The following is a 24,364-nucleotide window of genomic DNA, read 5'->3' on the forward strand; positions in this document are numbered from 1 at the left end:
GCCCCCACCGCCACGGTCACCGCCCCCGCCTTCCCGCCCTCCCCCGGCCTGCTGCCGGGCCCGGCCGCCCCCGCAGGTCGGGGCGGCTTGCTGGCCGCCGCCTTCCTCCCCGGCGGGCGCGGCCTGGTGCTGGGCTGGGCGCACGGCCTGGCCTGGCTGGAGATCCACCCCACCGACCGCGGGCTGGAACTGCGCGAGCGCGGCTACCGCGCCCTGCCCGCCCCTTTGCTGGGGCTGGCCGTTTCCCCCACGGGGGAGCAGGCGGCCGCCGTGCTGGCCGATGGTCAGGTGGCCGTGCTCACCCTGGCGAGCGGTGAGGTGCGCCACTACGCCGTTACCGCGCCCGCGGCCTACGCCTGCGGGCTGGCCTGGTCGCCCCGCGGCGATACGCTGGCGGTGCAGTGCATCGGCCCGGCGCGCGGCGACCCGCTCCACCTGCTGGAAGTGCCCGGCGGCCGGCTTTCCACCCTCCCCAACTCACGCCTGCCCGCCACCACCCTCCCTCACCCGCTGTGGGCGCCCGATGGGCGGGCCGTGCTCCTGGCCGCCCTTGCGCCACCCTGCCCGCGCTTCCTCGACCTGACCACGGGGGAGCCCCGCCTGACCCTGCAGACCGATTCCACCTGCCTGCCCCCCTACGCCCTCGCCTGGTCGCCCGGCGGGCGGGCGCTGGCCGTGGGCGATGCCCACGGCGTGACCCTGCTGGATGGGCGCAGTGGGGCCGTTTTGGGGCATTTCGAGGGCGCGGTGGCCGGCTTTTCGGCCCCTCCCTTCCCCCTGCCCGCCCAGCGCCTGGTTTACAACGCCCGCGGCACCCGCCTGGCGGCGCTGGGATCGCTGGGGCTCGGCGCCGGTGCCCCTTCCCCGGAACCCCCCGCCACCCGCGTGTGGGAGGTGAGCACCCGCCGTCTGCTGGCCAGCCTGCCGGTGGGGCCCCATGAGCCGCTGGCGCTGGCCTTCGACCCCGCCGATGACGGCGTCCTCTGGCTGTTTTACGCCGATGGGCGCTTCACGCGCTGGCCGTATGCCCGGCGCAATGCCGCCGAGGAGGTGCTCTACCGCTGGCCGGTGACGTGGCCGCAGGCCCCGCTGGTGATCGCGGCAGATGGGCGGCGGGCGGCGGCCGACCTGATCTACGGCGGAGCCGCCATCTGGACCCTTTCTGCCGGGGAAGAAGCCCCCGTCCTGCGCTTTGAGGCGCCCCTCAGCCACCCCGTGCTCAACCCCCCGGGCACTCAGGCCCTGCTGGCCCACCCGCCCAGCGGCACCAGCCTGCTCTACGCCCTCGAAGAGGGGCGGGCGCTCCTGAGCCTGCCCGGGGCCGCGCGCGGGCCTCTGGGGGCTGCCTTCTCCCCGGATGGTCAGCGCCTGGCCTACGGGGATGGAGCACGCCTGCGCGTGGTGCGCCTGCCCGAAGGCCGCGAAGAAGCCGTCCTGACGGGCTTCCCCGCCGATCAGGTCATCACTCGCGTGGTGTGGAGCCCCGATGGGCGCGCCCTGGCCGCCGCCAGCGGCCTGGAGGGGCAAGAGGCCCTGGGGATCCTGCGCGTCTGGCGCCGGAGCGCCGGGGAGACCTGGCAGGCGGTGGGCGAAAGCCACTCCGTGCGCACGGGCTACACCGACCCCATCCTGATCGCCTTCAGCCCGGATGGGCGCCGGGTCGCCCTGGAGTACCTGCCCGTCTTTGAGGCCAGCGCCATGCGCGTCCGGGTGCTGGACCTTGCCGCCGCCACGCCGCCCCGGCTTCTGGAAGAACACGCCCTGGTGGGCTGGCTGGATGCCCGGCACCTGCTGACCTACCCGGCGCAGGGTGACCTCCGCCTGACCCTGTGGGATGTGGTCAGCGGCCTGGCCGTGGTAGGCCGGGCAGCCGCCCTGGGCGGCGAGGCGTACCTGCCCGCTCGCGCCGCGCTGGCCCGCCCCAGCGCCGATCGCCCCAACCCGGGCCGCGCCGTGGACGTGATCGCACTGGGCAGCGGCGAGCGCCTGGCTCGCCTGGAAGTGGGCGCCGACGTGCTGTGGGTCGGCTGGACCCCCAACGGCGAGCGCCTGCTGGCCCTGACCGCCACGGGCGCGCTCATCACCTGGCCGTTGACCTGGGAAGAATGAAAAGCAGGGGCGCCGCCGGGAGAGGCTCCCGCCCCGGCGAGGCTCTCCGCACCCCATTTTCAAGCCCACCCATCAAAATTGTTAAGCCCCCCTTTCAGCCCTCCGCGGCGGTTTTCGTTTATAATCCGGCCCAGGTATGTGGATTCACAGCCCAGTGCATCGCCTTCTGCGCGGGAAAAAGCACCTCCTGCTCACCGGGTATCTGCTGATCGGGCTGGGGCTGGGATGGCTGGGCCGACCGGCGCCGGCCCACGGCCAGACGTCAACCCACACCCTTTACCTGCCCCTGGTCATGCGCAGTGAGAGCACTGCCTGCCAGCCGCTCACCCCGCAAGAGCAGGCCGTTCTGGATAAAATGCGCAGTGACCCCAACCAGGGGCGACAGGCCTTCAACTGCGATCCCATCTTGCAGCGCGTTGCCCGTGAACGCGCCCAGGATATGGGCCTGCGCAATTACTGCAGTCACATCAACCCCGATGGCTACGGCCCCAACTACCTGGTTCGGCAGGCCGGCTACCCCCTGCCGACCTGGTACGGGCAGGAAGCGGGTGCCAACAACATCGAGTCCATTGCCTGTTATGCCTCGTCCACGCTCTCCGATTGGCAAAGCGTTTCGGTCACCATCTGGCAGAATTGGATGGCCTCCGAGGAACACAGGGTTCATCTCCTGGGGCTAAACAACTTCTACGCCGAGCAAACCGATTACGGCATCGGCTATGCCAACCTGCCCGGCGAGGGATGGGCTTACCGCTCCTACTGGGTTGTCATCACCGCCCGGCGTGGGCCGTGAGCAGGCCCCGGCGCGCCCCCCTCCAAGCCAGCATGCCGGCAGCCACCCGCGGTGGCACTGCCGGCACGCTTGGAGAGGTCACTCCACCCAAAGAACCCGTGCGTCTTACTCGCTCAACGGTTTCTTCACCAGGTACAGCATGGCCGTGGTGACCAGCGTCCCGACCAGGATGGCCACCACATAAAGCCCCAGGTTCTCCACGGCATTGGGAATGGGCAGTACGAAGATGCCGCCATGCGGTACGCGTAACCCACACCCGAAGATCATCGAGAGCGCCGCTGCAACCGCCGAACCGACCATGATCGAGGGGATGACCCGTAAAGGATCGCGCGCTGCAAAGGGAATGGCCCCCTCGGTGATGAACGAGATGCCCAGTACTGCCGCGGCTTTGCCCGCCTCGCGCTCATCGGAGGTGAAGCGATTCTTGAACAACCAGGTAGCCAGCGCCAACCCCAACGGAGGCGTCATCCCGGCCGCCATCACCGCCGCCATCGGCTGGTAGACCTGGGCAGAGATCAAACCTACTGAGAAGGTATAGGCGGCTTTGTTCACCGGCCCGCCCATGTCGAAAGCCATCATTGCTCCCAAAATCAGCCCCAGCACAGCCTTACTACCGCTCTGCAGGCTGTTGAGCCAGGCCGTCAGCGCATCCAGTGCTGCTTTGACCGGCGTGCCAACGACGTAAAACATCAAGATACCGACCACCAACGAACCCAGCAACGGTAGGATGAGCACCGGCTTAAGCCCCTGTAGATTGCGCGGCAGTTTGAGCGCCTGGTTCAACCACAGGGTGAAGTAACCCGCGATGAAACCCGCTACAATGCCGCCCAGAAAGCCCGAGCCGGTCAACCCGGCCACCACGCCCCCGATCATGCCCGGCGCCAGCCCCGGGCGGTCGGCAATGGAAAAGGCGATGAAGCCTGCCAGGATCGGCACCATCAGGCCAAAACCCCCCTGGGCTCCGACGGCAAAGAGATTGGCCCAAAAGGTTGTCCATGGGGTGGGGGTGATAGGATTGCCCTGCAAGTCCTTGGCCGAATCGAACGCGTAAATACCACGGGCGGCAAAGGCAATTGCAATGAGCAAACCTCCCGCTACCACAAAGGGGATCATGTACGAAACCCCGGTCATCAGATGTTTGTACACCCCGGTGCGCTCGGCGGCGCGCTTGGCCTTGGCCGCTTCCACCTCGGCCACATAGGCTTCGGTCTTATCCGGCGCTGCCACCACCACAGCCTCGCGCAGGGCGCGCTGGACCAGGGTTTTGCCATCATTGATTGCGGCATTGGTTGAGGTCTGGTAAACGCGTTTCCCAACGAAGCGCGCCAGATCCACCTTGGTATCCGCCGCAATGATGACTACGTCGGCCAGGCGAATGTCCTCCGGGCTGAGCGGGTTTTCTGCCCCGACCGAGCCCTGAGTCTCCACCTTGACCGTGTGACCGAGTTCGCGCGCCCCCTGCTCAATGGCTTCGGCAGCCATAAAGGTGTGCGCAATCCCGGTTGGACATGACGTGACTGCTACAATCCTTGCCATCCTCCTGCTCCTTTCTAAAAAATCTGATGGGATTAGGTAAGACCTGCGTCCGAATCGAGGGCCCTCACGGACACGCGGTTCACAAAAGAATCCAGGACGGCGCGCTCCGGCAGGTTAGCGCCCACGGTCGAAAGCGCCCCCAGAGCGAAGGCGGTCGCCAGGCGAGCGCACGCTTCCAGCGGCAGGCCCTGCAGGCAGGCCGCCAGCACCCCGGCCACCATGGCATCCCCTGCCCCCACCGTGCTGGTGATCGGGATGGCCGGGGGTTCGACCAGGTAGGTATGCGCCGCATCCACAAAGAGCGCGCCGTGCTTGCCCATGGAGACGATGACCATCTCCACGCCATGGTCGAGCAGTTCGCGCGCTTTGCTTTCAATCGCCTCCAGGGTGGGCAAAGACGCCCCGTTCAACTGCTGCAATTCCTCCAAGTTGGGCTTGAGAATGTGCGGCCCGGCCAACACCCCCTCGCGCAGCGCCTCCTGGCTGGTATCCAGGATCACCCGCTTGCCGCACGCCTTCAACTGGCGGATCAATTCCGCATATGTGGTGGGGGGCAGGCCGGGCGGTAAATTGCCCGAGAGCACGAACCAGTCGCAATCCAGCGCCAGATCTTCCAGGGTGCCGCGCAACTGCTGAAACGCCTGCGGGGTGGGCTGCAGGCCAGGCATGTTGATCTCCGTCGTCTGCTGGGCCGGCTCATCCACGATCTTGATATTGGTGCGCGTGCGCCCGGGGATGTAAATAAAGCGGTTGAGAATGCCCTTGCGGGCAAACCACTGCTCAAAAATGGCAGCATTATCACTGCCCAAAAACCCCGTCACGGCCACGCGCAGGCCGTAATCCGCCAGGTAAGAAGCCACATTGACCCCCTTACCGCCCGGATCGAGGTGCATGCTGCGCATGCGGTTGACCGCATTGATCTGAAAGTGATCCACGTAAAGGGTCTGATCAATGGCCGGGTTGAGTGTAACGGTCACGACATCCATCATCCCTGCACCTCATCCTCCAGGCCGGCCTGGATGGCCTCTCGCAGGGTGTTCAAAGCCGCCGCAGCATCCGGCCCCTCTGCCGAGAGGTGCAGGGTGGTGCCGCAATCGGCTCCCAACTGCAAGAGCGAGAGCAGGCTTTTGCCATCCGCCACCCGTTCACCCAGGCGCACCCGAATGGTGGCTTGAAACTGCTTGGCCAGGCGCACAAAAACGGTGGCCGGGCGGGCATGCAGCCCGTGCTTGTTGCGCAGAACAACCTCCACCCCCTCTTTCAGGTCCGGCGCAGGCGGAGCGGCCGGTTCGGCAGGCGGCTCACCCGTCAGTGCCAGGATAATCTCCCTCACGTCCTGGCTGTGAATCAGGCGCTGCACCTGTGTCCCATCCTGGAGCAGGCGGGTCAGCCGCCGCAGGACTCCCAAGTGCTCGTCCGAGCGCGCCGCAATCCCGATGATCAAATGCGCCGTGGCATCCGGGTGCCAGGCCACACCCGCGGGCACCTGCAAGACGGCAATCCCCGTCTTGAGGATCAGATCCCGATCTTCGGGCAGGCCGTGCGGGATGGCCACGCCCTGGCCGAGATAAGTATCGGCCACTTCTTCGCGCTTGAGCATGCTCTCGGCATAAGCGGGCTGAATGTGGCCGGAAGCAACCAGCAACTGGGCCACCGCGCGGATAGCGGCTTCTTTATCTGCCGGCTGGGCCCCGAGCGCCACCTGGGCGGGGGTGATTTGCAACATGTTAACCTCCTGAGGGGGGACGAACAGAGCAACTTCTGTAATCGTTTACAGACATTATTATAGATAATTCCGCAAATTTGTCAATACCCCACCCAAAAATTGCCTTAAAACGGCTCCAAAACCCCGTAGAAGGGGCAAAATTCGGGTCACAAATTAGTAAACGATTTCACAATTCCCCGCCTGCCTCTGTAAATCCATGCTATAATGATCACAGCCTTCATCTCCCTTGGAGGACGGACCGCCCATGACCAGCATCAAAGATGTTGCCCGGGCCGCAGGTGTTTCCACCGCCACCGTCTCGCGCGTGCTTGCCAACAAGCCCTATGTCAGCCCCGAGGTGCGCCAGCGCGTGCTGGAGGCCGTGGAGCGCCTGGGCTACCGCCCCAACCTGGTGGCACGCGGCTTGCGCGCCCAGCAAACCAACACCATCGGTTTGCTGGTCTCCGATATCCGCAATCCCTACTTCACCGACGTCAGCCGCGCAGTTGAGGACCTGGCTTATGAGCATGGCTTCACCCTCTTTCTGGGCAACACCGACGAAAACCCCCAAAAGGAGACTCTCTACCTCCAGTCCATGCGCGATCACAATGTCGCCGGCCTGATCTTCTCGCCCACCCGCCAGGCCTCGGAGCATTTCACCGCCCTCAACCTCACCCTCCCCACTGTTGTCATTGACCGCGCGGTCAGAGAGGGCGACGTGGACATGGTGCTGATTGATAATGTCGAGGCGGCGTACCGCCTGACCCAGCACCTCCTGGAACAGGGCTACACGCGCCTGGCCGGCCTGTTTGGCGAGATGAGCGTCACCGGCCGCGAGCGCCAGCGCGGTTTTGAAAAGGCCCTGCGCGAACACGGGCTTGCCCCCCTGCAAATGCGCTTTCTCCCTCCCTACATCCAGACCGGTTACGAGGCCACCCGCGCCCTGCTCCAATCTCAGCCCCGCCCGGATGCCATTCTGGCCACCAACAGCCTGCTGCTGGCCGGCGCCCTCAAAGCCATTCGCGAAGCCGGCCTGCCCCTCCCCGAGGCAATCGGCCTGGCCGGTTTTGACGAGACCACCTGGACGCCCCTGGTGGAGCCGCCGCTGACCGTGATCGCTCAGCCCACTTACGAGATTGGCCGCATGGCCATGCGGATGCTGCTGGAACGCCTGGAAAACCCCGCTCTCCCCTACCGCCAGGTGATCCTCAAAGGCCAGCTTATCCTGCGCCGCTCCACCCTGCGCCGCACCGAGGGATAAAAAGGCGCCAACCTGTGCGAGGCTCCTCGCCCAGACGTCCCTTACTGAGAATACCTGCGCACCGGGCCGGGCTCCTAGGGGTGTAACCCCGGCGCGCCCCGCCTGCGCCGGGAACCCCCCATAAATCGCCCCCGCGCCGGGCTTGCTATTTTCCACACAAGGCATAAACTGGTAATAACGGGTTAGGTTTCGGTTCTCACCCCCCACCCGGTAGAATCGCTCCGGGCGGCATCTCACCCCGCGAAACCCATCCCCCCATTCTTCCGCTGTGAGGTGCGCCGTGTCCGTTCACACCCCGCGGCTGAGGGGCATTGCCCTTTTGCTGCTTTTGCTTTGCCTTAGCGCTACTCTCTTTGCCCCCCGTGCCGCCTCCGGTCAGCGCGGGGCCTTCGAACCCCCTCCGCCTCACTACCTGATCCTCGCTCCCGTCGAATACACCCCCGCTCTACAGCCCCTGCTGGCGCTCAAACAGGCCCAGGGCTTCACCACCTCCCTGCTCACCCTGGAAGCCTGCGGGAGCACACCTGCCGAGATCAAAGCCTGCTTGCGCAACGCCTACCAAAGCCCCACACCCCCGGCGTATGTCCTCCTGGTGGGCAGTGCCGAGCGTCTGCCTCCCTGGCCCTCGCAGATCAACCCCAACCGGCAAACCGATCTCTACTACGCCACCATGGACGGCAGCCAGGATATCACCCCCAACTTTCACCTGGGACGGCTGCCGGTGCGCTCCGCCGACGAACTGAGCCGCATCATCGCCGCCTGGCAGGCCTACGCCGGGCTGGCCGGGAATGAAGCCTGGCTGCGCCGGGCCGCCTTCCTCGCCACCGATGCGCCGGATGCCCGCACAGCGGCAGAAGCCATCCTCAACGATGTGATCGGCACCTACACCGCCCCGCGCGGCTACCAGGGCGATTTTCCCTCCGCCGGGCAACTCGGCGGCGATCGCCTCTACGCCTACACCTATGCCGCCGATCGCGAGGCGGTCAGAACCGCGCTGAACAATGGGCGCAGTCTGGTCGTTTACCTGGGCGAGATGGCCTTCACGGCCCTGCCCGGCGGTAGCATGCTCAGCGCCTGGAAAGCCCCCGCTTTCGACCAAAACGACGTGCGGGCCCTCGCCGCCAACCCCGTCCCCCTGGTGCTCTCGCTGGCCGGGCGCAGTGCCGATTTCACCCTGGGCGAGGCGTTCGGCGAGACCTGGGTGCGCCAGCCGGAGCACGGCGCGCTGACCTTCATCGGTGCCACCCAGGAAACCCAAACGGCGCTGGATCATTACACGGCGCGCGCCTTTCATGCCGCCCTTTTCGCCAGCCCCACCCCCACCCTCGGCCAGGCCCTGCACACCGCCCTGGCTTCCCTGGCCGCCGATTACCCCGACAGCGCCCGCCGCTACTGGGAGGCCTACACCCTCCTCGGCGACCCGTCCCTGCGCCTGCGCCTCTTTTCGCTGGCCGGGGATTTCAGCCTGAGCGTACAGCCCAACGCCTTGGGCCTCTGCCGGGGCAGCCTGACCACCGCCCAGGTCGCGCTGGGAGCACTCAACGGCTTCAGCGCCCCGGTCAGCCTGGAACTGGCCGACCTGCCCGCCGGAGCACAGTACGCCTTCGTTCCCCCCTGGCGCACCCCGCCCGGGGAGAGCCTCCTCACCCTGAGCACTTCCCCAGCCACCCCCGCCGGGCCGTATCTTCTCACCCTCCAGGGCCGCGCCGAGGGCCTCTCGCACAGCCTGCCGCTCTCCCTACAAGTTGCGGCGGCGCCACCCGACCCAACCCAGATCATCCAACCCGCCCCCGGCGCAAGCGGCGTACCGCTCCAACCGACCTTCACCTGGCCGGCCAGCCCCACCGCCCAGACTTACACCCTGGAGGTCGCTCACGACAGCGCCTTCTCCGCGCCTGTGCTGAGCGTCACAGATTTGAGCACAACCACCTACACCCCCAGCACCCCCCTCCCGGCTCATACGTTGCTCTTCGCGCGCGTGCGCACCCACAACCCGTGTGGCGAGAGCCTCTCCCCGGTAATCTACTTCACCACTCGCCCGCTCCCGGGCACCTGCCCGCCCGACGCGACCCCGGTGGATCACTTTGCCACCAGCGTGGCCAACAGTGAACCGCAGTGGGCCCTGCAAGGCTGGTCCATCAGCACCCAACCGGCTCATTCCACCCCCTACGCCTTCTCCGCTGCCGCTCCCGCCAACCCCGCCACCGCCGGCCTGAACGCCCCCGTCATTGCCCTGCCCCCGGCCAGCCTCGATACCCTCCCGCTAACCCTGAGTTTCTGGCTGTACACCGATCTGGAAGGGAACGGCGCGACCTGCTTCGATGGGTTGGTGCTGGAAATCTCCACCGACAATGGCGCCACCTGGCAATCCCTTCCTCCCACGGCCTACCTGGAAGGCGGTCCGACGGGCATTGTCGCCACCTCCTCCGCCAATCCCCTGGGTGGGCAAACCGCCTGGTGTGGGCAACGCGTGTGGACGCAGGTGCGCGCCGACCTCACCGACTACGCCGGGCAAGACCTGCGCCTACGCTGGCGGCTGGGCAGTGATGATCGAAATGCCAGCCCCGGCGCCTGGCTGGATGACATCCGGGTCAGCGCCTGCCAGGCCAGCCCCCGCTACGCCCTGGCACTGCTACCCGCCCTCAGCACGAACACTGGCAGCCCTGCCGGGACCCTCACCCACACCCTGACCCTGACCAACACCGGCAGTGCCGTGGCCACCTTCGACCTGAGCCTGACCCCCGGCGCCTGGCCGACCACCCTGCGCACGGCCACCCCGCTCACCCTGGCCGCGGGGGAAAGCACCGCAATCCGGGTTGAAGTCTCCCTGCCCGAGGAGGGGAGCGTCGTGGAAGACACTGCCACCCTTACCGCCACCGCCCGTGAAGATGCCGGCATCACCGCTCAGGCCACCTTGCACAGTCGCCGCCGCTACGCCGCCTTCACCCTCGAAACCCCCACCACCGCCCTGACCACCCTCCCCGGCGTGAACCTGCCCATTCCCCTGACCCTGCGCAACACGGGCACACTACCGCTCAGGCTTGACCTGACCCCCACTCTCACCCCGGCTTGGGCTCACTCTCCGCTGAGCACCCAATCGCTGGAGCCCGGGGAAGCGCGCACGCTGGCGCTCTTTGTCAGCGTCCCTGCCAACGCCCCCGCCGACCAGGTGGCTTCCCTGCATCTCGAAGCCCATGCCGAGGAAACGCCCGCACAAATCCACACCCTGGATCTCACCCTCATCGTCTTACCTCTTGCCCACCCCCAGGTGCGCCTGCCAGCACCGCCCCCGTACCTCCCCCGCGGCAGCCCCGCCACCCTTTGGTTGGAAGTGACCAACCTCGGCAACCTGCGCGACCGCCTGGATCTGACCTTTCAGGTAGCGGCACCCCTGACCCTCGCCGTCCCCAACGACTGCGCCTCGCTGGATCTCGCTGCGGGGGCCAGTCAAAATTGCCTGCTCACGCTGAACGTGCCCCCCAACGCCCCGAAAGGCAGCGCCACCTTCAAGGCGTGCGCCACCTCCGGCCACGACCCCCAGGCGGTCGCCTGCCTCACAGCCGCGCTCAACATCACCGACCGGTTGCTCTTTTTGCCCCTGGTGGGGCGTTAGGTGCCCCAATCGCGCAAGTAGAGGAAATCGTAGCCCACGGTGCGGTTGGAGAGTTTGGCAATGATGGGGGGCACCCGCTTGAACTGGTTGCGGCGGATGCGCTCCGTCACCACGTGGACAAATTCCGGAGTAAACCCCGCCTCAATGCATTCTTCCGGGCTGAAGCGCTCATCCACCAGCAGGTAGAGCAGGCGATCCACCTCGGCGTAGGTAAAGCCCAGTTCGCCCTCGTCGGTCTGTCCCTTCCAGAGATCCGCCGAAGGGGGTTTGGTGAGGATGGATTCGGGCACCCCCATGGCCCGCGCCAGCTGGCGCACCTGCGTCTTGTACAGATCGCCCAGCGGGTTGATGGCACATGCCGAGTCGCCGTAGAGTGTGGTGTAGCCGAGCAGGATTTCGGTCTTGTTGCCCGTCCCCACCACTAGTCCGCCAAACGCCGCGGATTGGTCGTAAAGCACGATCATGCGCGCGCGTGCCATGATGTTACCGCGCCTGACCGCACTCATGTCGGGGAAGCGCTCAAACAGCGGTTCCACCATCTCGGTAATCGGGATGGTGATCGAGGGCACCCCCAGCGCGTCAATCACCTTCTGCGCGTCTTCCAGCGAATCGGGCGAGGAGGTGCGGTAGGGCATGCGCACGGCCAAGACGTTCTGCGGCCCCAGCGCCTCGGCCGTCAGGTAGCACGAAAGCGCCGAATCAATGCCCCCCGAAAGCCCCACCACCGCCCGCTCGAAGCCCATGCGGGTGATTTCCGTGCGGATGAAGCCGGTCAGGATCTTGCGCACCAGGTCGGTGTTGATGGTCAAATCAATCGTCGTCATCGCGTCCTCCCCTAGCGCCCGCTGTTGCTCTGGCGCTGCCCCAGAATGCGGTTCAACTCGCGCTGTACCAGCGCCGTGCGCTCATCCCGCAGCAGGGGCAGGCGGTAGCGCGTGCGGTGCAGTTGATTGAGGTCAATTTCGGTCAGCAACAGCGCCTCTTCGTGATAGGGGGCCTGCGCCAGCACCTTGCCGTTTGGATCGTACACCGCCGAGCCGCCCCAGAAGTTCAGCCCGTCCTCATACCCCACGCGGTTGGTGTGCGCCACAAAGGCGGTGAACAGGCTGGCGTAAGCCCGGTTGATGTGATCCACCCAGCGTGCCGATTCCAGGCGCTCGTCCTGGCTGAGGCCGCGCCCCGGGGAGGCCGAGGCGAACAGGAAAAGATCGGCCCCATCCAGCCAGAGCAAGTAGGGCGGGGAAGCATGCCAGAAATCCTCGCAGATGAGCATCCCCACCCGTCCAAAGCGCGTGTCAAACGCCTGGATCGCATCTCCCCAGGCAAAGTAGCGCCCTTCATCAAATAGCCCGTAGGTCGGCAGATAGACTTTACGATGGACGTGCCGCACCTCACCTTGCGAGAGGTACGCCGCCGCAATGTAAAAACGGCTGCGCCGATCCTCTTCCACAAAACCAACCATGATGTCGAGGTGGTGGCTGGCCTCCAACAAGGGGGCAAAGAGCGGGTCATCCGCCACCGGACGGTGCGCAACCCGGGGCACCAGGTCTTGCAGGACGTAGCCGGTCAGCGAGAGTTCCGGGAAGAGGATCAGGTCCGCGCCCTGCTGATGGGCATCGCGGATCAGAGCCAGGTGCTTTTCCAGGTTTGCTTGGGGCACGCCCAGGCGGGTGTTGATCTGAGCCAAGGCCAGGGTCAGTTTCATCGTACTGCTTTCCTCCCGCGAGAAAGATACGTACTCACCAGCAAGCCGGTGCACGACGCTCCCAGAATCAGGCACAAGGGCAGGTCCAGGCGCTGCCCGTGCCAGGCCGGCGGTACATCCGCGCGCCCCAGCGAGAAAAGCGCCGTGTGCGCGGCAAACCACAGGCCGCCCCAGCCCACGCGCCGCGCCGGGGGCGCCTCGCGCAGGAAGGCTTCCAGCAGTCCAAAGCCCCCCAGGAGGGTGAGCGCCGCCAGAGGCTGTAACGGCCAGCGCCAGTTCGACTGCCCCAGTTCATCCACCACAGGCAGTGCCCACCAGGTCGCTGGCGAGGCCGGGGCACCGTAAGCACACCCCGCTCCCCAGCATCCCAGCCAGGCCGCCGCTCCCACCGCCGGCAACAACGGCAGCAGGCGCTCGGCCAGCCCCAGGAAAGGCCGACGCAACCCCCAGGCCAGCCCTCCCAGGCCCAACAGTGCCCCCGGCAGCGCCCCCACCCACGTCAACCCTCCCTGCCAGACCTGGGGGACCAGGCCGGGCTGAGCGCGAAACGGCCCCAGGTGGAGCAGCACATAGCCCAGCCGGGCCCCGGCCAGCGCCGCCAGCAGCACCACCACTCCCAGGCCCAGGTGCACAAAGCGTTCGCGCGGTGGGCCGGTATGCGCCACTTGCCACAACCCCAGGGTCACCCCTAACGCCAGCCACAGGGAAAAGGGATTCATCGCGCCACCTGATGTGAATTATAAAGGCAGAGCCCCCACCGCGGGCGTTCTAACCCCCCATTTCCCAATTTTGTGTATAAGGCTGGCCCGCCGCGCCGATTTTGAACGGCTGTGGGAACACTGCGACTACTTCATCAAACTGGCCAACCTTGACCTGCTAGAACCCATCATTCTCAAGCACATGGTGCACCGCCGGTAGCCTTCCCCCGGCCTGCTCACCGTTCCAGCGCACTCAGCCCCTCCATCAGGCGCTGCAAGGCACCCAGGGTAGTCTCTGGGGGCAGGGCATACGAAAAACGGATCCACTCCCGCCCATAGGGCGAGAAGTAATCCCCCGGCACCACCGCCAGCCCAAACGTTTCGGCCAGAAAGCCCCCCAGCGCTTCAGCGCTGGCCCAGCCCCGACGCTCCAGCCAGGGCCGCACGTGGATGAAGGCGTAGTACCCCTTGCCCAGGATGTAATGCAGCCCCTGCTCATCCAGAAACTCCTTGAGCAGGCGGCGCGAGGCATTCACCGGCTCCACCAGCGGGCGGCTCGCTTCCGCAAAGCCCATCTCATAGGCCGCCACTGCCACCGCCATGGCGTAGTAAGTGGGCACGGTGCTGTGCGTCGCCCACACGGTCAGAAAGCGAATGACCTCCTGGCTGGCAATCAGGTGCGCATTGCGGATGTTGGAGCCCCCCAGCGATTTGGTGATCCCATCCATGAAGATCAACCGCTGCCGCTCCTCCGGGGTAAAGAGGCGCAGAAAGGCATTGAGGTCCATGGGGGATTCGTCGGTAATGTAGTGGTACATCCAGTCGAAGATGACGTAAGCCACCCCCGCCGCCAGGGCTGTGCGCGCCAGGTGGGCCTGCTGTTCCGGCGAGTAGGTCAAGCCGGTGGGATTATCCGGTGAGGTGAGGATGAGCGCGGCCACTTTACGCCCGTGTCGGGCGGCATATGCCACGCTGGCCTCTATGCTTTCCGGAGTATAGGCCCAGCCCTGCTCGGCTCGCCCCGGCGCCCACACCACATTCGCCCCCAGGCCGTATGGCCCCAGGTATAACACACCCAGGGCACCCGGGAGGTGATCACCACATCCCCTTGCCGCCCGTAGCCCAGGTAGAGCGCCGCCATGTACGCTTTGAGCAGCGCATCCCGCCCGCCGGCGGTTGCCATCACATTTTCGGTCGTGTACCCCAGGTCGGGATCCAGCCGCCAGTATTTTTCGATCACCGCGCGCCGAAACTCCAGCGTCCCATTCGGCAGGTCGTAGGCCGTGCCGTGGGCAATCTGCATCTGCGCTGCCCGTTCCAGCAGATGGCGGGGAGTGCCCGGCAGACTGGCCCCGCCATCCCCCTGCGAAGCATCAAAGGTGGGCGCGCCGGGGTAGCGGCGCTTGAAAACCTCCAGGGACTGGCGGATGTAGAACATGCGATTCGGTTCAAACGGCGCCATTCGGGCCAGATGATCGCTTACCGGTACCCGGTTGGCTTCCGGCAGGGCAAACACGGGCTCATCAGGTGGAGCCAAAACGGTCATGGTCGTTCTCCCACTCCCAGAGTGAAATCTGTTCCCCCTCCATTGTAGTCAATTCCAAAGGCGCCGGCGCCCGGAAAATCGCCCCAATAACGCTGCTCGTACCTACCCGGCCTCGGCCAACTCGGCCCAGCGTTGCCAGTGCTCCTCGAGCAGGCGCTGTAAACGCTCGTACTCGCGCCCCAGTTCGGCCACTTTTGCCGGATCCTTGGGGGGATGCTCCAACCCTTGCGTCACCCGCGCCAGTTCGGCCTCCAGGGCCGCAATCTGGGCCTCCAGCGCCGCCAGGGCTTGCTGCGTGCGGTGGGGGGGTTTGGGCTCCCGCGCGGGACGGCGCGGGCGAGCCGAAGGGGGCGTTGCCCTGGCCGGAGCACGGGCCGCCTCCTGGGCTTCGCGGTAGGCGCTGTAAGTGCCTTCAAACACGCGTAGAGTCGCTTCTTCTGGCACGACCTCCCAAATCTGGGTTGCCAGCGCGTCAATCAGGTAGCGGTCATGCGAAACAAGCAGGATCGTGCCGCTGTACTCGGCCAGCACCGCCTGGAGCACCTCCTGAGCAAAGACATCCAGGTGGTTGGTGGGTTCATCCAACAGCAGAAAATTGGCACCCTGCAGCGCCAAGCAGGCCAGCGCCAGCCGTCCCCGTTCGCCGCCAGAAAAGGCCGCCACCGGCTTGAAGACCTCGTCCTCACTGAAGAGAAAGCGTGCCAGGTAATTCCGTGCCTGTGCCGGCAACCAGGTCGGGCGCGCCTCCAGGATGATCTCCAGCGGGGTTTTTTCCACCTCCAGGCCCTCATGAGCCTGGGCAAAGTAGCCAATCTTCAGGCTGGCGCCGAGGATCACCTCCCCGGCGTAGGGCGGGACCTCACCCAGCAGGGTCTTCAAGAAGGTGGTTTTGCCCGCGCCATTGGGGCCCAAAATGGCGGCACACTCGCCGCGTTTGAGCAGCAAATCCGGGACGTGGAACAGTGGGCGCCCTTCCTCACGGTAGCCCACCGCCAGGCCCTGGGTGCGCAGCACCAAATCACCCGAACGTGTCACCTCGCCAAAGTTGAGGTGGATGCGCCGCGGCTGTGGGGGCGGGGGACGGCGCACCTGCTCCAACAAGCGTTCCAGGCGCTTACGTCGCCCAATGGCCTGGCGCGCGTTCTGCCCGGCCAGGTTGCGCCGGATGTACGCCTCTTCCTTCTCAATGCGCTCTAACTGCGCCTGATACTCCTCCAGCCGGCGCTGGTAGCGCTCCTGACGCTGCTGCCAGTACGCCGAGTAATTACCGCGGTAAATCTCCAATCCCTCCGGCGTCAGTTCCCAAATCGCTGTCACCACATGATCCAGGAAGTAGCGGTCGTGAGAGACCACCACCGCGCCCGACCACTCGCGCAGGGTCTTCTCCAACCATTCCAGCGCCTGAATGTCCAAGTGATTGGTGGGCTCATCCAGCAGCAACAAATCGGGGGATTCGAGCAGCAGGCGTGCCAGATACGCCCGCGTGCGCTGCCCGCCCGAAAGTTGCCCCAGCGGACGCTGCCACTCACGCTCGGAAAATCCCAACCCGCTCAGGGTCTGGCGCAGGCGCTGTTCGTAGGTGTAACCCCCCTGCTGCTCAAAGGTCTCCTGCAAGCGACTGTAGGCCGCCAGTGCCGCCTCCCCCTGGATCGGGTCGTCCATCTGGGCGGCCAGGCGCCCCAATTCCTCCTCCATTGCCAGCAGAGACGCAAAGGCCTGACGGCAGAACGCCCAAACGCTCAAATGGGGGTCGGGCAGGGGCACTTCCTGCGGCAGGTACCCCAGGCGCAGCCCTCGAGCACGCTCCACCTCCCCCTGATTGGGCTCCTCCAGCCCGGCCAGGATGCGCAGCAGGGTCGTCTTGCCTACCCCGTTGGCTCCCACCAGTCCAATGCGCCCATCGCGCGGGATACTCAGCGTGACCCCGCTGAACACATCTTGCGCTCCAAACGCCTTGGCCAGATCCTTCGCGATGAGGAGTGACATAAACACCTATCCTTCTCCCCAAAGTATAACATGCCCACCCCGCCTCCACACGCAGGCAATACCCGCTCGCCACGCTCCCGGGGTTGGCAATCACCAGCGCGCTCGCACCCGGCACGGCACCCTTTCGAACATCCATAAAGAGAAGGGGCACGGACAATCGGCGGCCCACGCGTGTGCCTGTATAATGTAAGCGCCCGCAATTCACTTCCCGGAGAGGATCTTCCATGACTCCCAACCTGAAGTTCCTCCGCTTCCCACGAACCGACTGGCCCATGCTCGTGCTGCTTGGGCTCAGCCTGCTCATCCTCCTGCCGCGCCTGCTCTCCCCCTCCTTCGGCTTGCTGGATGACGGGCGTACCCTGACCGTCGCTCACCAGATCACCCAGGGCCAGTGGCGGGTAGATTTCGATCTGGATGCCGGGCGCTTTCGTCCCGTCTACTGGACATATTACGCGCTGCTGTACCGACTGGCAGATGCGCATCCCCTGGGGTGGTTCGTGGGTAAACCTGGTTCTCCTGAACCTGGCGGGGGTACTTCTAGCACGGTGGGCGGGTCGGCGCTCCGGCCAACCCGTTCTGGGGTGGCTGGCGGCGGGCCTCTTCGTGCTTTCCGGGCCCGTCATCGAGAATGTGTACACCCTCTCCAAGAGCGAACTTTTACAGGTGGTGCTGATCCTGGGCGGGCTGAACCTGCTTGAAGCGAGAGCGGACCCCTTGCTTCGCCAGCGGCTCTGGCGCTGGGCGGGTGCCATGCTCCTCTTTCTCCTGGCCGCCGGGGTCAAGGAAACCACATTGGTAATCGGCCCCATCGGACTGGGCTGGGTGCTGTTGGGCTTCTGGCACGCGCGCCGTCATCCTGAAACCGGGTCGCCCGCGCCGGCCCTGGGGCTTGCGGTGACCGGTTGGCTCGCCGGGGGGCTCTTCTACGCCCTGCGCCGCCTGGTTATTCCCACGGCGCTGACTGCCGGCACCTACACCAACGCCTATGCCCTGACCGCGTCGGCCATCCTGGCCTCACTCACGCGCTGGGCGGGGTGGCTGTTGCGCGATTTTCTCTACCTGCTCCCCCTGGCAGCGCTCCTGCTCTACCTCTGGCTCAGACGCAAGCCCTTACCCGGGGCAAGCCTGGCCTTGGAAGCGCTGGTGTGGATGGCCGGCTGGATGGTCATCTTCCTGCCCTGGGTGTACATGGTTGAGTACTATATGCTGCCGTTCGGCGTCGGCGCCGCCGTTCTGGGGGCCGTTGGCCTGGTTGAAGCCGGACGGGCCCTGCGCACCCGCGAACAGCGCCCGCTGATGGCGCTGGGGCTGGGTTTGAGCCTGCTGCTCTTCCTTTCCACCCTGCCGACTCACCTTACCAACGCCCGCCTCCAGGTTGCCGTAGATCGGGCCAACGACGAAGCATTGCGCTACGTCGCCGCGCACCTTCCTCCCCAAGCCACTCTGCTGATCAATCTCCAGGATCCCAACGAGTACTATGAGCAAATCGGCCTGCGCTTGCGCACGCAGTACGCCCGCGCCGATCTTCACCTGCAGCCCTTCCAACCGGATACGGCGTATGCCACCCCCTATTACGTCCTTAGCCCGAGCATTCAGAATCAGCCTCGTCTGAGTGTGCGCCTGGGGGTGTATGAGCCCACCCAGGCGCATTGGAACGCCTCGCTGGCGCAATTCCTGGCCGCTCAGGCACCGACGGCCCATCCCATAGCCACCTTCACGCAAAGCCTGCGCCTCTTCAACGTTAATTGGCCGCGTGGGTTGTGCTTTGCCCTGCCCCACCTCAATTACTGCGCTCAGGCCGAGCCGTTTCTGGATCGCCGCCCCTTCACCTATGGATGGACGCTCTACGTCGTGACGGATGCAAGGTAACTCACCCGCCCCGCTGCACCCGCAGGACCGCGATTTTGGTGGGGTGATTGAACGGCGTTGGGTCCGCCGGCGGTGCGCTCACCCATGTCTCCGCATACCCGGTGACATCCTCCGGCACGGGGATGAGCCTCTCCAGGCGCAGATACGTTTCATCCGCCAAGGAACGGAGCAGATCCAGGTAAGCCTGCCCGCTGAGGAAAAGGGCGTTGTTGACCGCCACCAGATAGCCCCCATGGGCCACCAGCGGCCGCACTTTGTTAATCAACCGGTGATAGGCATTTTGCAGGTCCACCCGCCCGCTGTGATCTTCGGCAAAGAAAGGTGGATCGAGAATAACACAGTCAAAGCGCAGACCCTGCCGCCGCCAAACAGCCGTCTGGCGGTAAAAATCGGCCACCACCAGGTCGGTGGGGGGCACCTGCCAGCCGTTGAGACGGTAGGTCTGACGCGCCAGCGCCAGGAAGCGTGCGCTGCGGTCGGTCTGCACCACGCGCCGTGCCCCACCCGCCAGCGCCGCCGCGCCCAGGCTCCCGGTGTAGGCAAAGGTGTTGAGCACTGTTTTATTCCGCATTGTCGCCTTCAGCCAGGCGCGCAGGTGACGGGTATCCAGATAGAAACTGGCATCCTGATTCAGACGCACATCCAGCGCGTACCAGACCCCGTCTTCGCAGATGCGGTCATCCGGAGCGTCTCCCCAGATCCGGGTCCCGCGGCGGCGCTCAAAATCGGCGGCAAAGCGCTCTTTGAGCACCACTGCCCGCACCCATGGAAACTGCGCCACCAGCCATGCCTGCACCTGCGGAATCAGCCCCGCCAGCGCCTCGGGTGGCTCCGCGTAGTTGAAAAGCACCAGCGTGCGCGCGTACAGGTCCACTACCAGGTCGGGAAAGCCCTCGTAAAACCCGGCAAAGAGACGGCACGCGCCCAAATGCCCGGCCTGCAGGCCGGGCGCCCGCCGCGCCACCGCGCGTTCAAAAGCGGACCAGGGAAAAACGGGTAACATCGCCAGGATTATAGCAGGAACTCTCTCCCGGCAGGGGGCTTCTCTTCCCGCCGACCTCCCCTCATCTCCTGCCCCTGCGGCGCAAAGGGGCAGGTCCAGAGCACTGCTCCATGGTGGTTCTCTCCCTCTTCACCGGTAGACCCGCGCCGGGCGAGGAACCGCCGAATGACCGCTTCCAGTTTATAATAACCGGGGACCCTGCCTCCCCATGGCCATTCCGTTGTGTTGAGGTTTCCCCATGCCCCTGAGCGATTGGCTGGCTTTCTTCAAGTGGGTGCTGGCGCTGGCGCTGCTACAGGCCCTGGGCCTGCCGCTGGCGTTTCGTCTTTTCGCTCGCCTGCCCGAGCGCGGTTATGCCCTGGCGCGGCTGTTGGGCTGGCTCACCCTGGGGTACGCCGCTTGGCTGTTGGGCTCGCTGGGCCTGGCCGGCAACGAGAGCGGCGGCATCCTGCTGGGGGCTTTCGCCGTTGCCGGGCTGGGCGCGCTCTGGCTTGGCCCCCAGGGTTGGGCCGACCTACGTGCCTGGCTGCGGCGTGAGCGTGCCTACGTTTTTGCCGTTGAGGGGATCTTCCTGGCGGCTTTCCTTATCTGGACATGGGTGCGCGCCTACAACCCGCAGATCCTGGGCACAGAAAAGCCCATGGAGTACATGTTCCTCAATGCCATCCTGCGCAGCCCCAGCCTGCCGCCGCAGGATGCCTGGCTCTCCGACCATGCTATCAGTTACTACTACTTCGGTTACTACCTGGTTGCCCTGCTTACCCGCCTCACCGCCGTGCCCTCCGCCGTTGCCTTCAATCTGGCGCTGGCGGCACTCTTCGCCCTCAGCGTCCAGGCGTCGCTGGGGGTGGTGCTCAACCTGATCCTGTGGGTGCAGCGGGCACACACCGCCACCCCACCCCGCCTGCTCAGCGCCCTGGCCCCGGCGTTGCTGGCCCCCCTACTGCTACTGCTGATCGGCAACTTCTACGGCATCCTCGACCTGGCGCGCCAGAACCGCCTGCTGGCCGAGGCGCAGATACCGGCGCTGTACTACGATTTCGGGGATCTGGCGCAGGGGGGCAGCCAGATGCCCGGAGTGCGCTTTGGGCGCGTCAATCTGTGGGCCTGGCTCGATCTCAAACCGGATCCCCTACCACCTGCTACAACCCCCGGGTGGCGTTGGGAGCTGGGCAACTGGTTCTTCGCCGCCCGCACCCTGCATGACCGCGATCTGCTGGGCCGGGAGACCGAGGCCATTGACGAGTTCCCGGCTTTCTCCTTCCTGCTGGGCGACTTGCACCCGCACGTCCTGGCACTCCCCTTCGGCGTGCTGGGGGCGGGGCTGGCCCTGGCCTGGCTGTTGCGCGCCCAGGCCGCTACATCGCCGGTCTGGCGCAAAGACTGGCCGTTCGCCCTGCTCTCGGCGCTCATCCTGGGCGGGCTGGCTTTCCTCAACACCTGGGACTTCCCCATCTACCTTTTTCTGGTGGCGCTGGCAGATCTGGGCGGGTACGGCCTGCGCGCCGGCTGGGAGGCCCTGCGCGCCGCCTTTCCGCGCCGGGTGGGCGTCTGGGCGGTGCTGGGTATCCTCAGCCTGGCCCTCTACTGGCCCTATTTCCTGGTCACCTTCCAATCCCAAGCAGGTGGCATCTTGCCCAACCTGATTTACCCCACTCGCTTCCAGCAAGCCGTGGTCATGTTCGGCCCCCTCCTCCTGCCGGTCATGGGCCTCTTGCTCTGGTTGCGCGTTCGCGGGCGCGCCGCTTTCGACCGCCGGGCCGCCTGGCTCCTCGGGGGCGGAATGCTCGTGGGGCTGGCTCTCCTGGCGCTGCTGCTCACCCTGGTGCTGAGCCTCAACGCCAACCTGCGCGGCCTGATTTTCCAGGCACTCGGCCCCCTGAGCGTTTCGCAAGCGCTGGGATTATGGCTGCAACGCCGTCTGGTGGATGGGCTGACCTCGCTGGTCGCGGCCCTCGGCCTGGCCTGGGCCGGCGGACTGGCGGTGGGCTGGTTGCGCCGGGGGAATGCGACCACTGCCTGGCCGCCCGCCGAAGAGCGCCCGGCGCTGTGGATGATGCTGGCCTTCTTCTTCACCGGCGCGTTGCTTTGGCTGGCCCCGGAATTCATCTACCTGCGCGATAACTTCGGCACGCGCATGAACACTCTCTTCAAGTTCTACTTCCAGACCTGGGTGCTGTGGAGCCTGGGGGGCGCGTTCGGGCTGTGGTACCTGGCGCAAAAAGCCGGGCGGGTGGCGCGCACCTTGGGGTTGGGGGTGAGTGCATTGGGCATCTGCCTGGGGGCTTACTACCTGCCGGGCAGTCTGCCGGCCAAGACGGGCAACTTCGCCGGTTTGCCCACCCTTGACGGCATGGCTTACTTCGCCGCCGCCTACCCCAATGACTGGGCGGCCATCCAGTGGCTGCAGCAAAATGCCTCGCCCGGCGCAGTGCTCCTGGAGGGTTCGCGCGGCGCCTACTGGATTGAAGGGCGTTCCTCGCGCTTTGCCATGGCGACCGGCATCCCCACGCTGATGGGATGGGCCAACCACGAAGCCCAGTGGCGCGGCGAGTACTTTGGGCAGGTCAGCGGGCGTCAGGAGGACATTCGCGCCCTCTACCAGACGCGAGATGAGATCGAAGCCCGCCTGCTGCTCGAGCACTACCGGATCACCTACGTGATCATCAGCGACCTCGAACGGCAGTGGTACCGCCCGCTGGAAGAGACCAAGTTCGAGCGCCTGATGCGCCGCGTTTTCCAGCGTGGGGATGTGGTCATCTACCAACGCTGAGGGCGCAGCTCACTGGCAGGCACGCAGGTCCACCAGCCAGCGGAAATCACCCTTGCGGTTCTCCACCCTATCCACCTCACGCACGCATGCATCCTGCCAGGCAGCCCGGATCGCCGGTGAAAGTTGTTGCCAGGTGTGCGCATCCAGATACGCATAGGTGAATCCGGCAGCGCGCAGGGCATGAGGTTCTGGCGCTTCCACCAGATTCAGCCACTCGGGTTTGAAGTGATACCAGGTATCTCCCGCGCGGGTAAAGCGCCCAAACAACGTGGGTGCCCGCGAAGGCCGCGGATCAAAGATCAGCGCCCCCACCTCCAACCGATTCCAGTGCGCATTGAACATGCGCACATCCAGGCTGGTCAGGTCGTAAGAAGCCACGGGCTGCCCCACGGCCGTCATCTGCACTGCCAGAAAAACCCCTCCGCTGAGCATGGCTAGGCCGCCCAGGGTCATCGCCAGCACCGCCAGCCCGACCCACCAGCCCGAGAACGGCAGCAGGCGCCAGCACCCCCTGCAGGAGCAACCCCCCAGTCACGCCCACGACCAGGTCTTCGGCTGGCTGCAGTCGAAACGCGCGTCGCACCAGTGCGTAGCCCCCCAGCGCCCAGCCCAATGCCCATATCCCCAGTAAGCCGACGTGCACCCACTTATCCGGCATCGCCCTGATTTTACCCCCTTTTTTGCCACCCCCGGGCCTTAAAAACACCGCTCTCTAACCATCGAGGAATTGCCAATCAGGGGGTATCCGATTCCTCTAATGGAGGGGCAGGGACGGCGTTGAACCGGAGATCGTTGTTCTGGTCTTTTCCCCGCAGGTGTGCCACGGCAGTAGATTTGCAAACTCCGCCAGAGTGGTGCGGGCTTCAATAGGCCGACGGCTGAGATAGAAACGTGAACCAGGAGAATGCCGGTACGATAGGCCCAGCCCCATCCCTGCCTGGTAACCCGCCGCTCGCACTTTTTTCAGGATTTGCGGGTAGGCGCTTCCATAGGGATACGCAAAAGTCGTTATCGGCACCCCCAACAGCGCTTCCAGGCGGGCCCGCGAACCTGCCACCTCCTCCCATACTCTCCCCACATCCACATGGGTTAAATCAGGATGGCTGAGGCTGTGGCTTCCTACTTCCCAACCGGCTTCCAGCAGGCTCTGAACCTGATCCAGGCGCAAAAAGCCCGGCTTATCCAGGTAATCTACCACCAGGTAAACCGTGGCGGTAAAGCCATACCGCTGCAAAATGGGCAGGGCTTGAGTATAAACATCTTCATCCCCATCATCAAATGTAATTAGAACCGGACAGATGGGCAGGTCAGTCCCGCTTTCGAGGGCAGTCAAGAACTGCGCCACCGAGATTGTGCGGTAGCCCCGTTCCCACAGGAGCCTCATCTGGGCTTCAAACTGGGCCGGGGCGAGCGTATAAGGGTTGACCAGTGAAGACTCAAGCACATGATGATAAAGCAGAATAGGAAGAATGACCTCTCCCGGCCCCTGATGCACCAGCAGGGGCAAAGGGGAAGGCGTCATACTCGGCATTTGCGTGGGAAGTGGAGAAGGGGTGATGGAAACAATCGGGGATGGCGTGATGGACCTTGTGGGAAGGGGAAAGGAGGAGGGCGTAGAAATGGTCTCCGGCGTGGGGTAAGCGGGAACATCCACCGGCACGGTCAGGGCAGACGAAGGTGCGCACGCGGTGAGCCAGCCCCACCCCACCCACAACACCAGATCCAGAACTACCCCTGTGGACCGCTTCTCTTATTCACATCCCAGGGGTT

The 24,364-nt window shown here is 65.4% G+C and carries 19 protein-coding genes; 7 read left to right on the forward strand and 12 right to left on the reverse strand.

All coding sequences use genetic code 11. The features are described 5' to 3' along the window. Together SE15_RS12675 and SE15_RS12680 are read left to right on the forward strand one after the other, a co-directional pair. A partial coding sequence (locus SE15_RS12675) for a WD40 repeat domain-containing protein (protein WP_236690050.1) occupies window positions 1-2,109 on the forward strand: 2,109 nt, incomplete at its 5' end. A 154-nt stretch (window positions 2,110-2,263) separates the two neighbouring features. Then, a complete protein-coding gene (locus SE15_RS12680; RefSeq protein WP_152965626.1) occupies window positions 2,264-2,899 on the forward strand; it encodes a CAP domain-containing protein in 636 nt (211 codons plus the stop codon). 105 nt (window positions 2,900-3,004) lie between these two features. Here the strand turns inward: SE15_RS12680 and SE15_RS12685 are convergent, their stop codons facing one another. Genes SE15_RS12685 through SE15_RS12695 form a run of 3 tightly spaced genes read right to left on the reverse strand, consistent with a single transcriptional unit; the run spans window position 3,005 to window position 6,161 of the window. Next, window positions 3,005-4,435: a PTS fructose transporter subunit IIC gene (locus SE15_RS12685; RefSeq protein ID WP_054522511.1), complete on the reverse strand. Its 1,431-nt coding sequence runs from the start codon at window positions 4,433-4,435 to the stop codon at window positions 3,005-3,007. 32 nt (window positions 4,436-4,467) lie between these two features. Further along, window positions 4,468-5,424 (reverse strand): 1-phosphofructokinase, encoded by a 957-nt coding sequence (pfkB, locus tag SE15_RS12690; protein WP_201778109.1) that lies wholly within the window; start codon window positions 5,422-5,424, stop codon window positions 4,468-4,470. Then, window positions 5,421-6,161 carry an HPr family phosphocarrier protein gene (locus tag SE15_RS12695; protein WP_054522512.1) on the reverse strand — a complete coding sequence of 247 codons (741 nt, stop codon included), beginning with the start codon at window positions 6,159-6,161 and terminating at the stop codon, window positions 5,421-5,423. Before SE15_RS12695 ends, pfkB begins: the two co-directional genes overlap by 4 nt. 244 nt (window positions 6,162-6,405) lie before the next feature. Between SE15_RS12695 and SE15_RS12700 the strand changes: the two genes are divergently transcribed. Then, complete coding sequence (locus SE15_RS12700; protein ID WP_054522513.1) at window positions 6,406-7,401, forward strand: LacI family DNA-binding transcriptional regulator; 996 nt, start codon at window positions 6,406-6,408, stop codon at window positions 7,399-7,401. A 280-nt stretch (window positions 7,402-7,681) separates the two neighbouring features. Then, window positions 7,682-11,014, forward strand: coding sequence for a C25 family cysteine peptidase (locus tag SE15_RS12705; protein WP_054522514.1), 3,333 nt, complete (start codon window positions 7,682-7,684; stop codon window positions 11,012-11,014). Here the strand turns inward: SE15_RS12705 and SE15_RS12710 are convergent. From SE15_RS12710 to SE15_RS12735, 6 genes are all read right to left on the reverse strand, one after another. Then, the gene (locus tag SE15_RS12710; protein ID WP_054522515.1) at window positions 11,011-11,838 is read right to left on the reverse strand and encodes an NAD+ synthase; all 828 of its coding nucleotides are present in this window, start codon (window positions 11,836-11,838) and stop codon (window positions 11,011-11,013) included. The two genes, SE15_RS12705 and SE15_RS12710, sit on opposite strands and share 4 nt — an antisense overlap. Window positions 11,839-11,849: 11 nt before the next feature. Beyond that, window positions 11,850-12,719 (reverse strand): nitrilase-related carbon-nitrogen hydrolase, encoded by an 870-nt coding sequence (locus SE15_RS12715; RefSeq protein WP_054522516.1) that lies wholly within the window; start codon window positions 12,717-12,719, stop codon window positions 11,850-11,852. Then, entirely contained in the window at window positions 12,716-13,438 is a 723-nt protein-coding gene (locus SE15_RS12720) for a prolipoprotein diacylglyceryl transferase family protein (protein WP_054522517.1), read from the reverse strand. The genes SE15_RS12715 and SE15_RS12720 overlap by 4 nt, the downstream gene beginning before the upstream one ends. A gap of 215 nt (window positions 13,439-13,653) precedes the next feature. Continuing rightward, on the reverse strand, window positions 13,654-14,454 hold the full coding sequence (locus tag SE15_RS12725) for an aminotransferase class I/II-fold pyridoxal phosphate-dependent enzyme (protein ID WP_160316709.1): 801 nt from the start codon (window positions 14,452-14,454) through the stop codon (window positions 13,654-13,656). Then, window positions 14,397-14,963 carry a hypothetical protein gene (locus SE15_RS14520; protein WP_054522519.1) on the reverse strand — a complete coding sequence of 189 codons (567 nt, stop codon included), beginning with the start codon at window positions 14,961-14,963 and terminating at the stop codon, window positions 14,397-14,399. The genes SE15_RS12725 and SE15_RS14520 overlap by 58 nt, the downstream gene beginning before the upstream one ends. Before the next feature lie 102 nt (window positions 14,964-15,065). Next, window positions 15,066-16,949: an ABC-F family ATP-binding cassette domain-containing protein gene (locus tag SE15_RS12735; protein WP_054522520.1), complete on the reverse strand. Its 1,884-nt coding sequence runs from the start codon at window positions 16,947-16,949 to the stop codon at window positions 15,066-15,068. 224 nt (window positions 16,950-17,173) lie between these two features. Here SE15_RS12735 and SE15_RS12740 point away from each other — a divergent pair, with 224 nt between their 5' ends. After that, the gene (locus SE15_RS12740; protein ID WP_054522521.1) at window positions 17,174-17,647 is read left to right on the forward strand and encodes a hypothetical protein; all 474 of its coding nucleotides are present in this window, start codon (window positions 17,174-17,176) and stop codon (window positions 17,645-17,647) included. Further along, complete coding sequence (locus SE15_RS12745) at window positions 17,553-18,818, forward strand: hypothetical protein (protein ID WP_152965628.1); 1,266 nt, start codon at window positions 17,553-17,555, stop codon at window positions 18,816-18,818. The genes SE15_RS12740 and SE15_RS12745 overlap by 95 nt, the downstream gene beginning before the upstream one ends. 1 nt (window position 18,819) lies before the next feature. Here the strand turns inward: SE15_RS12745 and SE15_RS12750 are convergent, their stop codons facing one another. Next, the gene (locus tag SE15_RS12750) at window positions 18,820-19,821 is read right to left on the reverse strand and encodes a class I SAM-dependent methyltransferase (RefSeq protein WP_054522523.1); all 1,002 of its coding nucleotides are present in this window, start codon (window positions 19,819-19,821) and stop codon (window positions 18,820-18,822) included. Between the two features lie 238 nt (window positions 19,822-20,059). On the opposite strand from SE15_RS12750, the gene SE15_RS12755 reads away from it, so the two are divergent. After that, a complete protein-coding gene (locus tag SE15_RS12755) occupies window positions 20,060-22,594 on the forward strand; it encodes a DUF2298 domain-containing protein (protein WP_054522524.1) in 2,535 nt (844 codons plus the stop codon). A gap of 9 nt (window positions 22,595-22,603) precedes the next feature. Here SE15_RS12755 and SE15_RS12760 read toward each other — a convergent pair whose 3' ends face one another. Continuing rightward, window positions 22,604-23,026 (reverse strand): hypothetical protein, encoded by a 423-nt coding sequence (locus tag SE15_RS12760; protein WP_160316710.1) that lies wholly within the window; start codon window positions 23,024-23,026, stop codon window positions 22,604-22,606. Window positions 23,027-23,348: 322 nt separating this feature from the next. Then, window positions 23,349-24,116 (reverse strand): polysaccharide deacetylase family protein, encoded by a 768-nt coding sequence (locus SE15_RS12765; RefSeq protein ID WP_054522526.1) that lies wholly within the window; start codon window positions 24,114-24,116, stop codon window positions 23,349-23,351. Window positions 24,117-24,364: the final 248 nt, after the last annotated feature.

The organism is Thermanaerothrix daxensis, from assembly GCF_001306145.1.
Lineage (GTDB): Bacteria > Chloroflexota > Anaerolineae > Anaerolineales > Anaerolineaceae > Thermanaerothrix > Thermanaerothrix daxensis.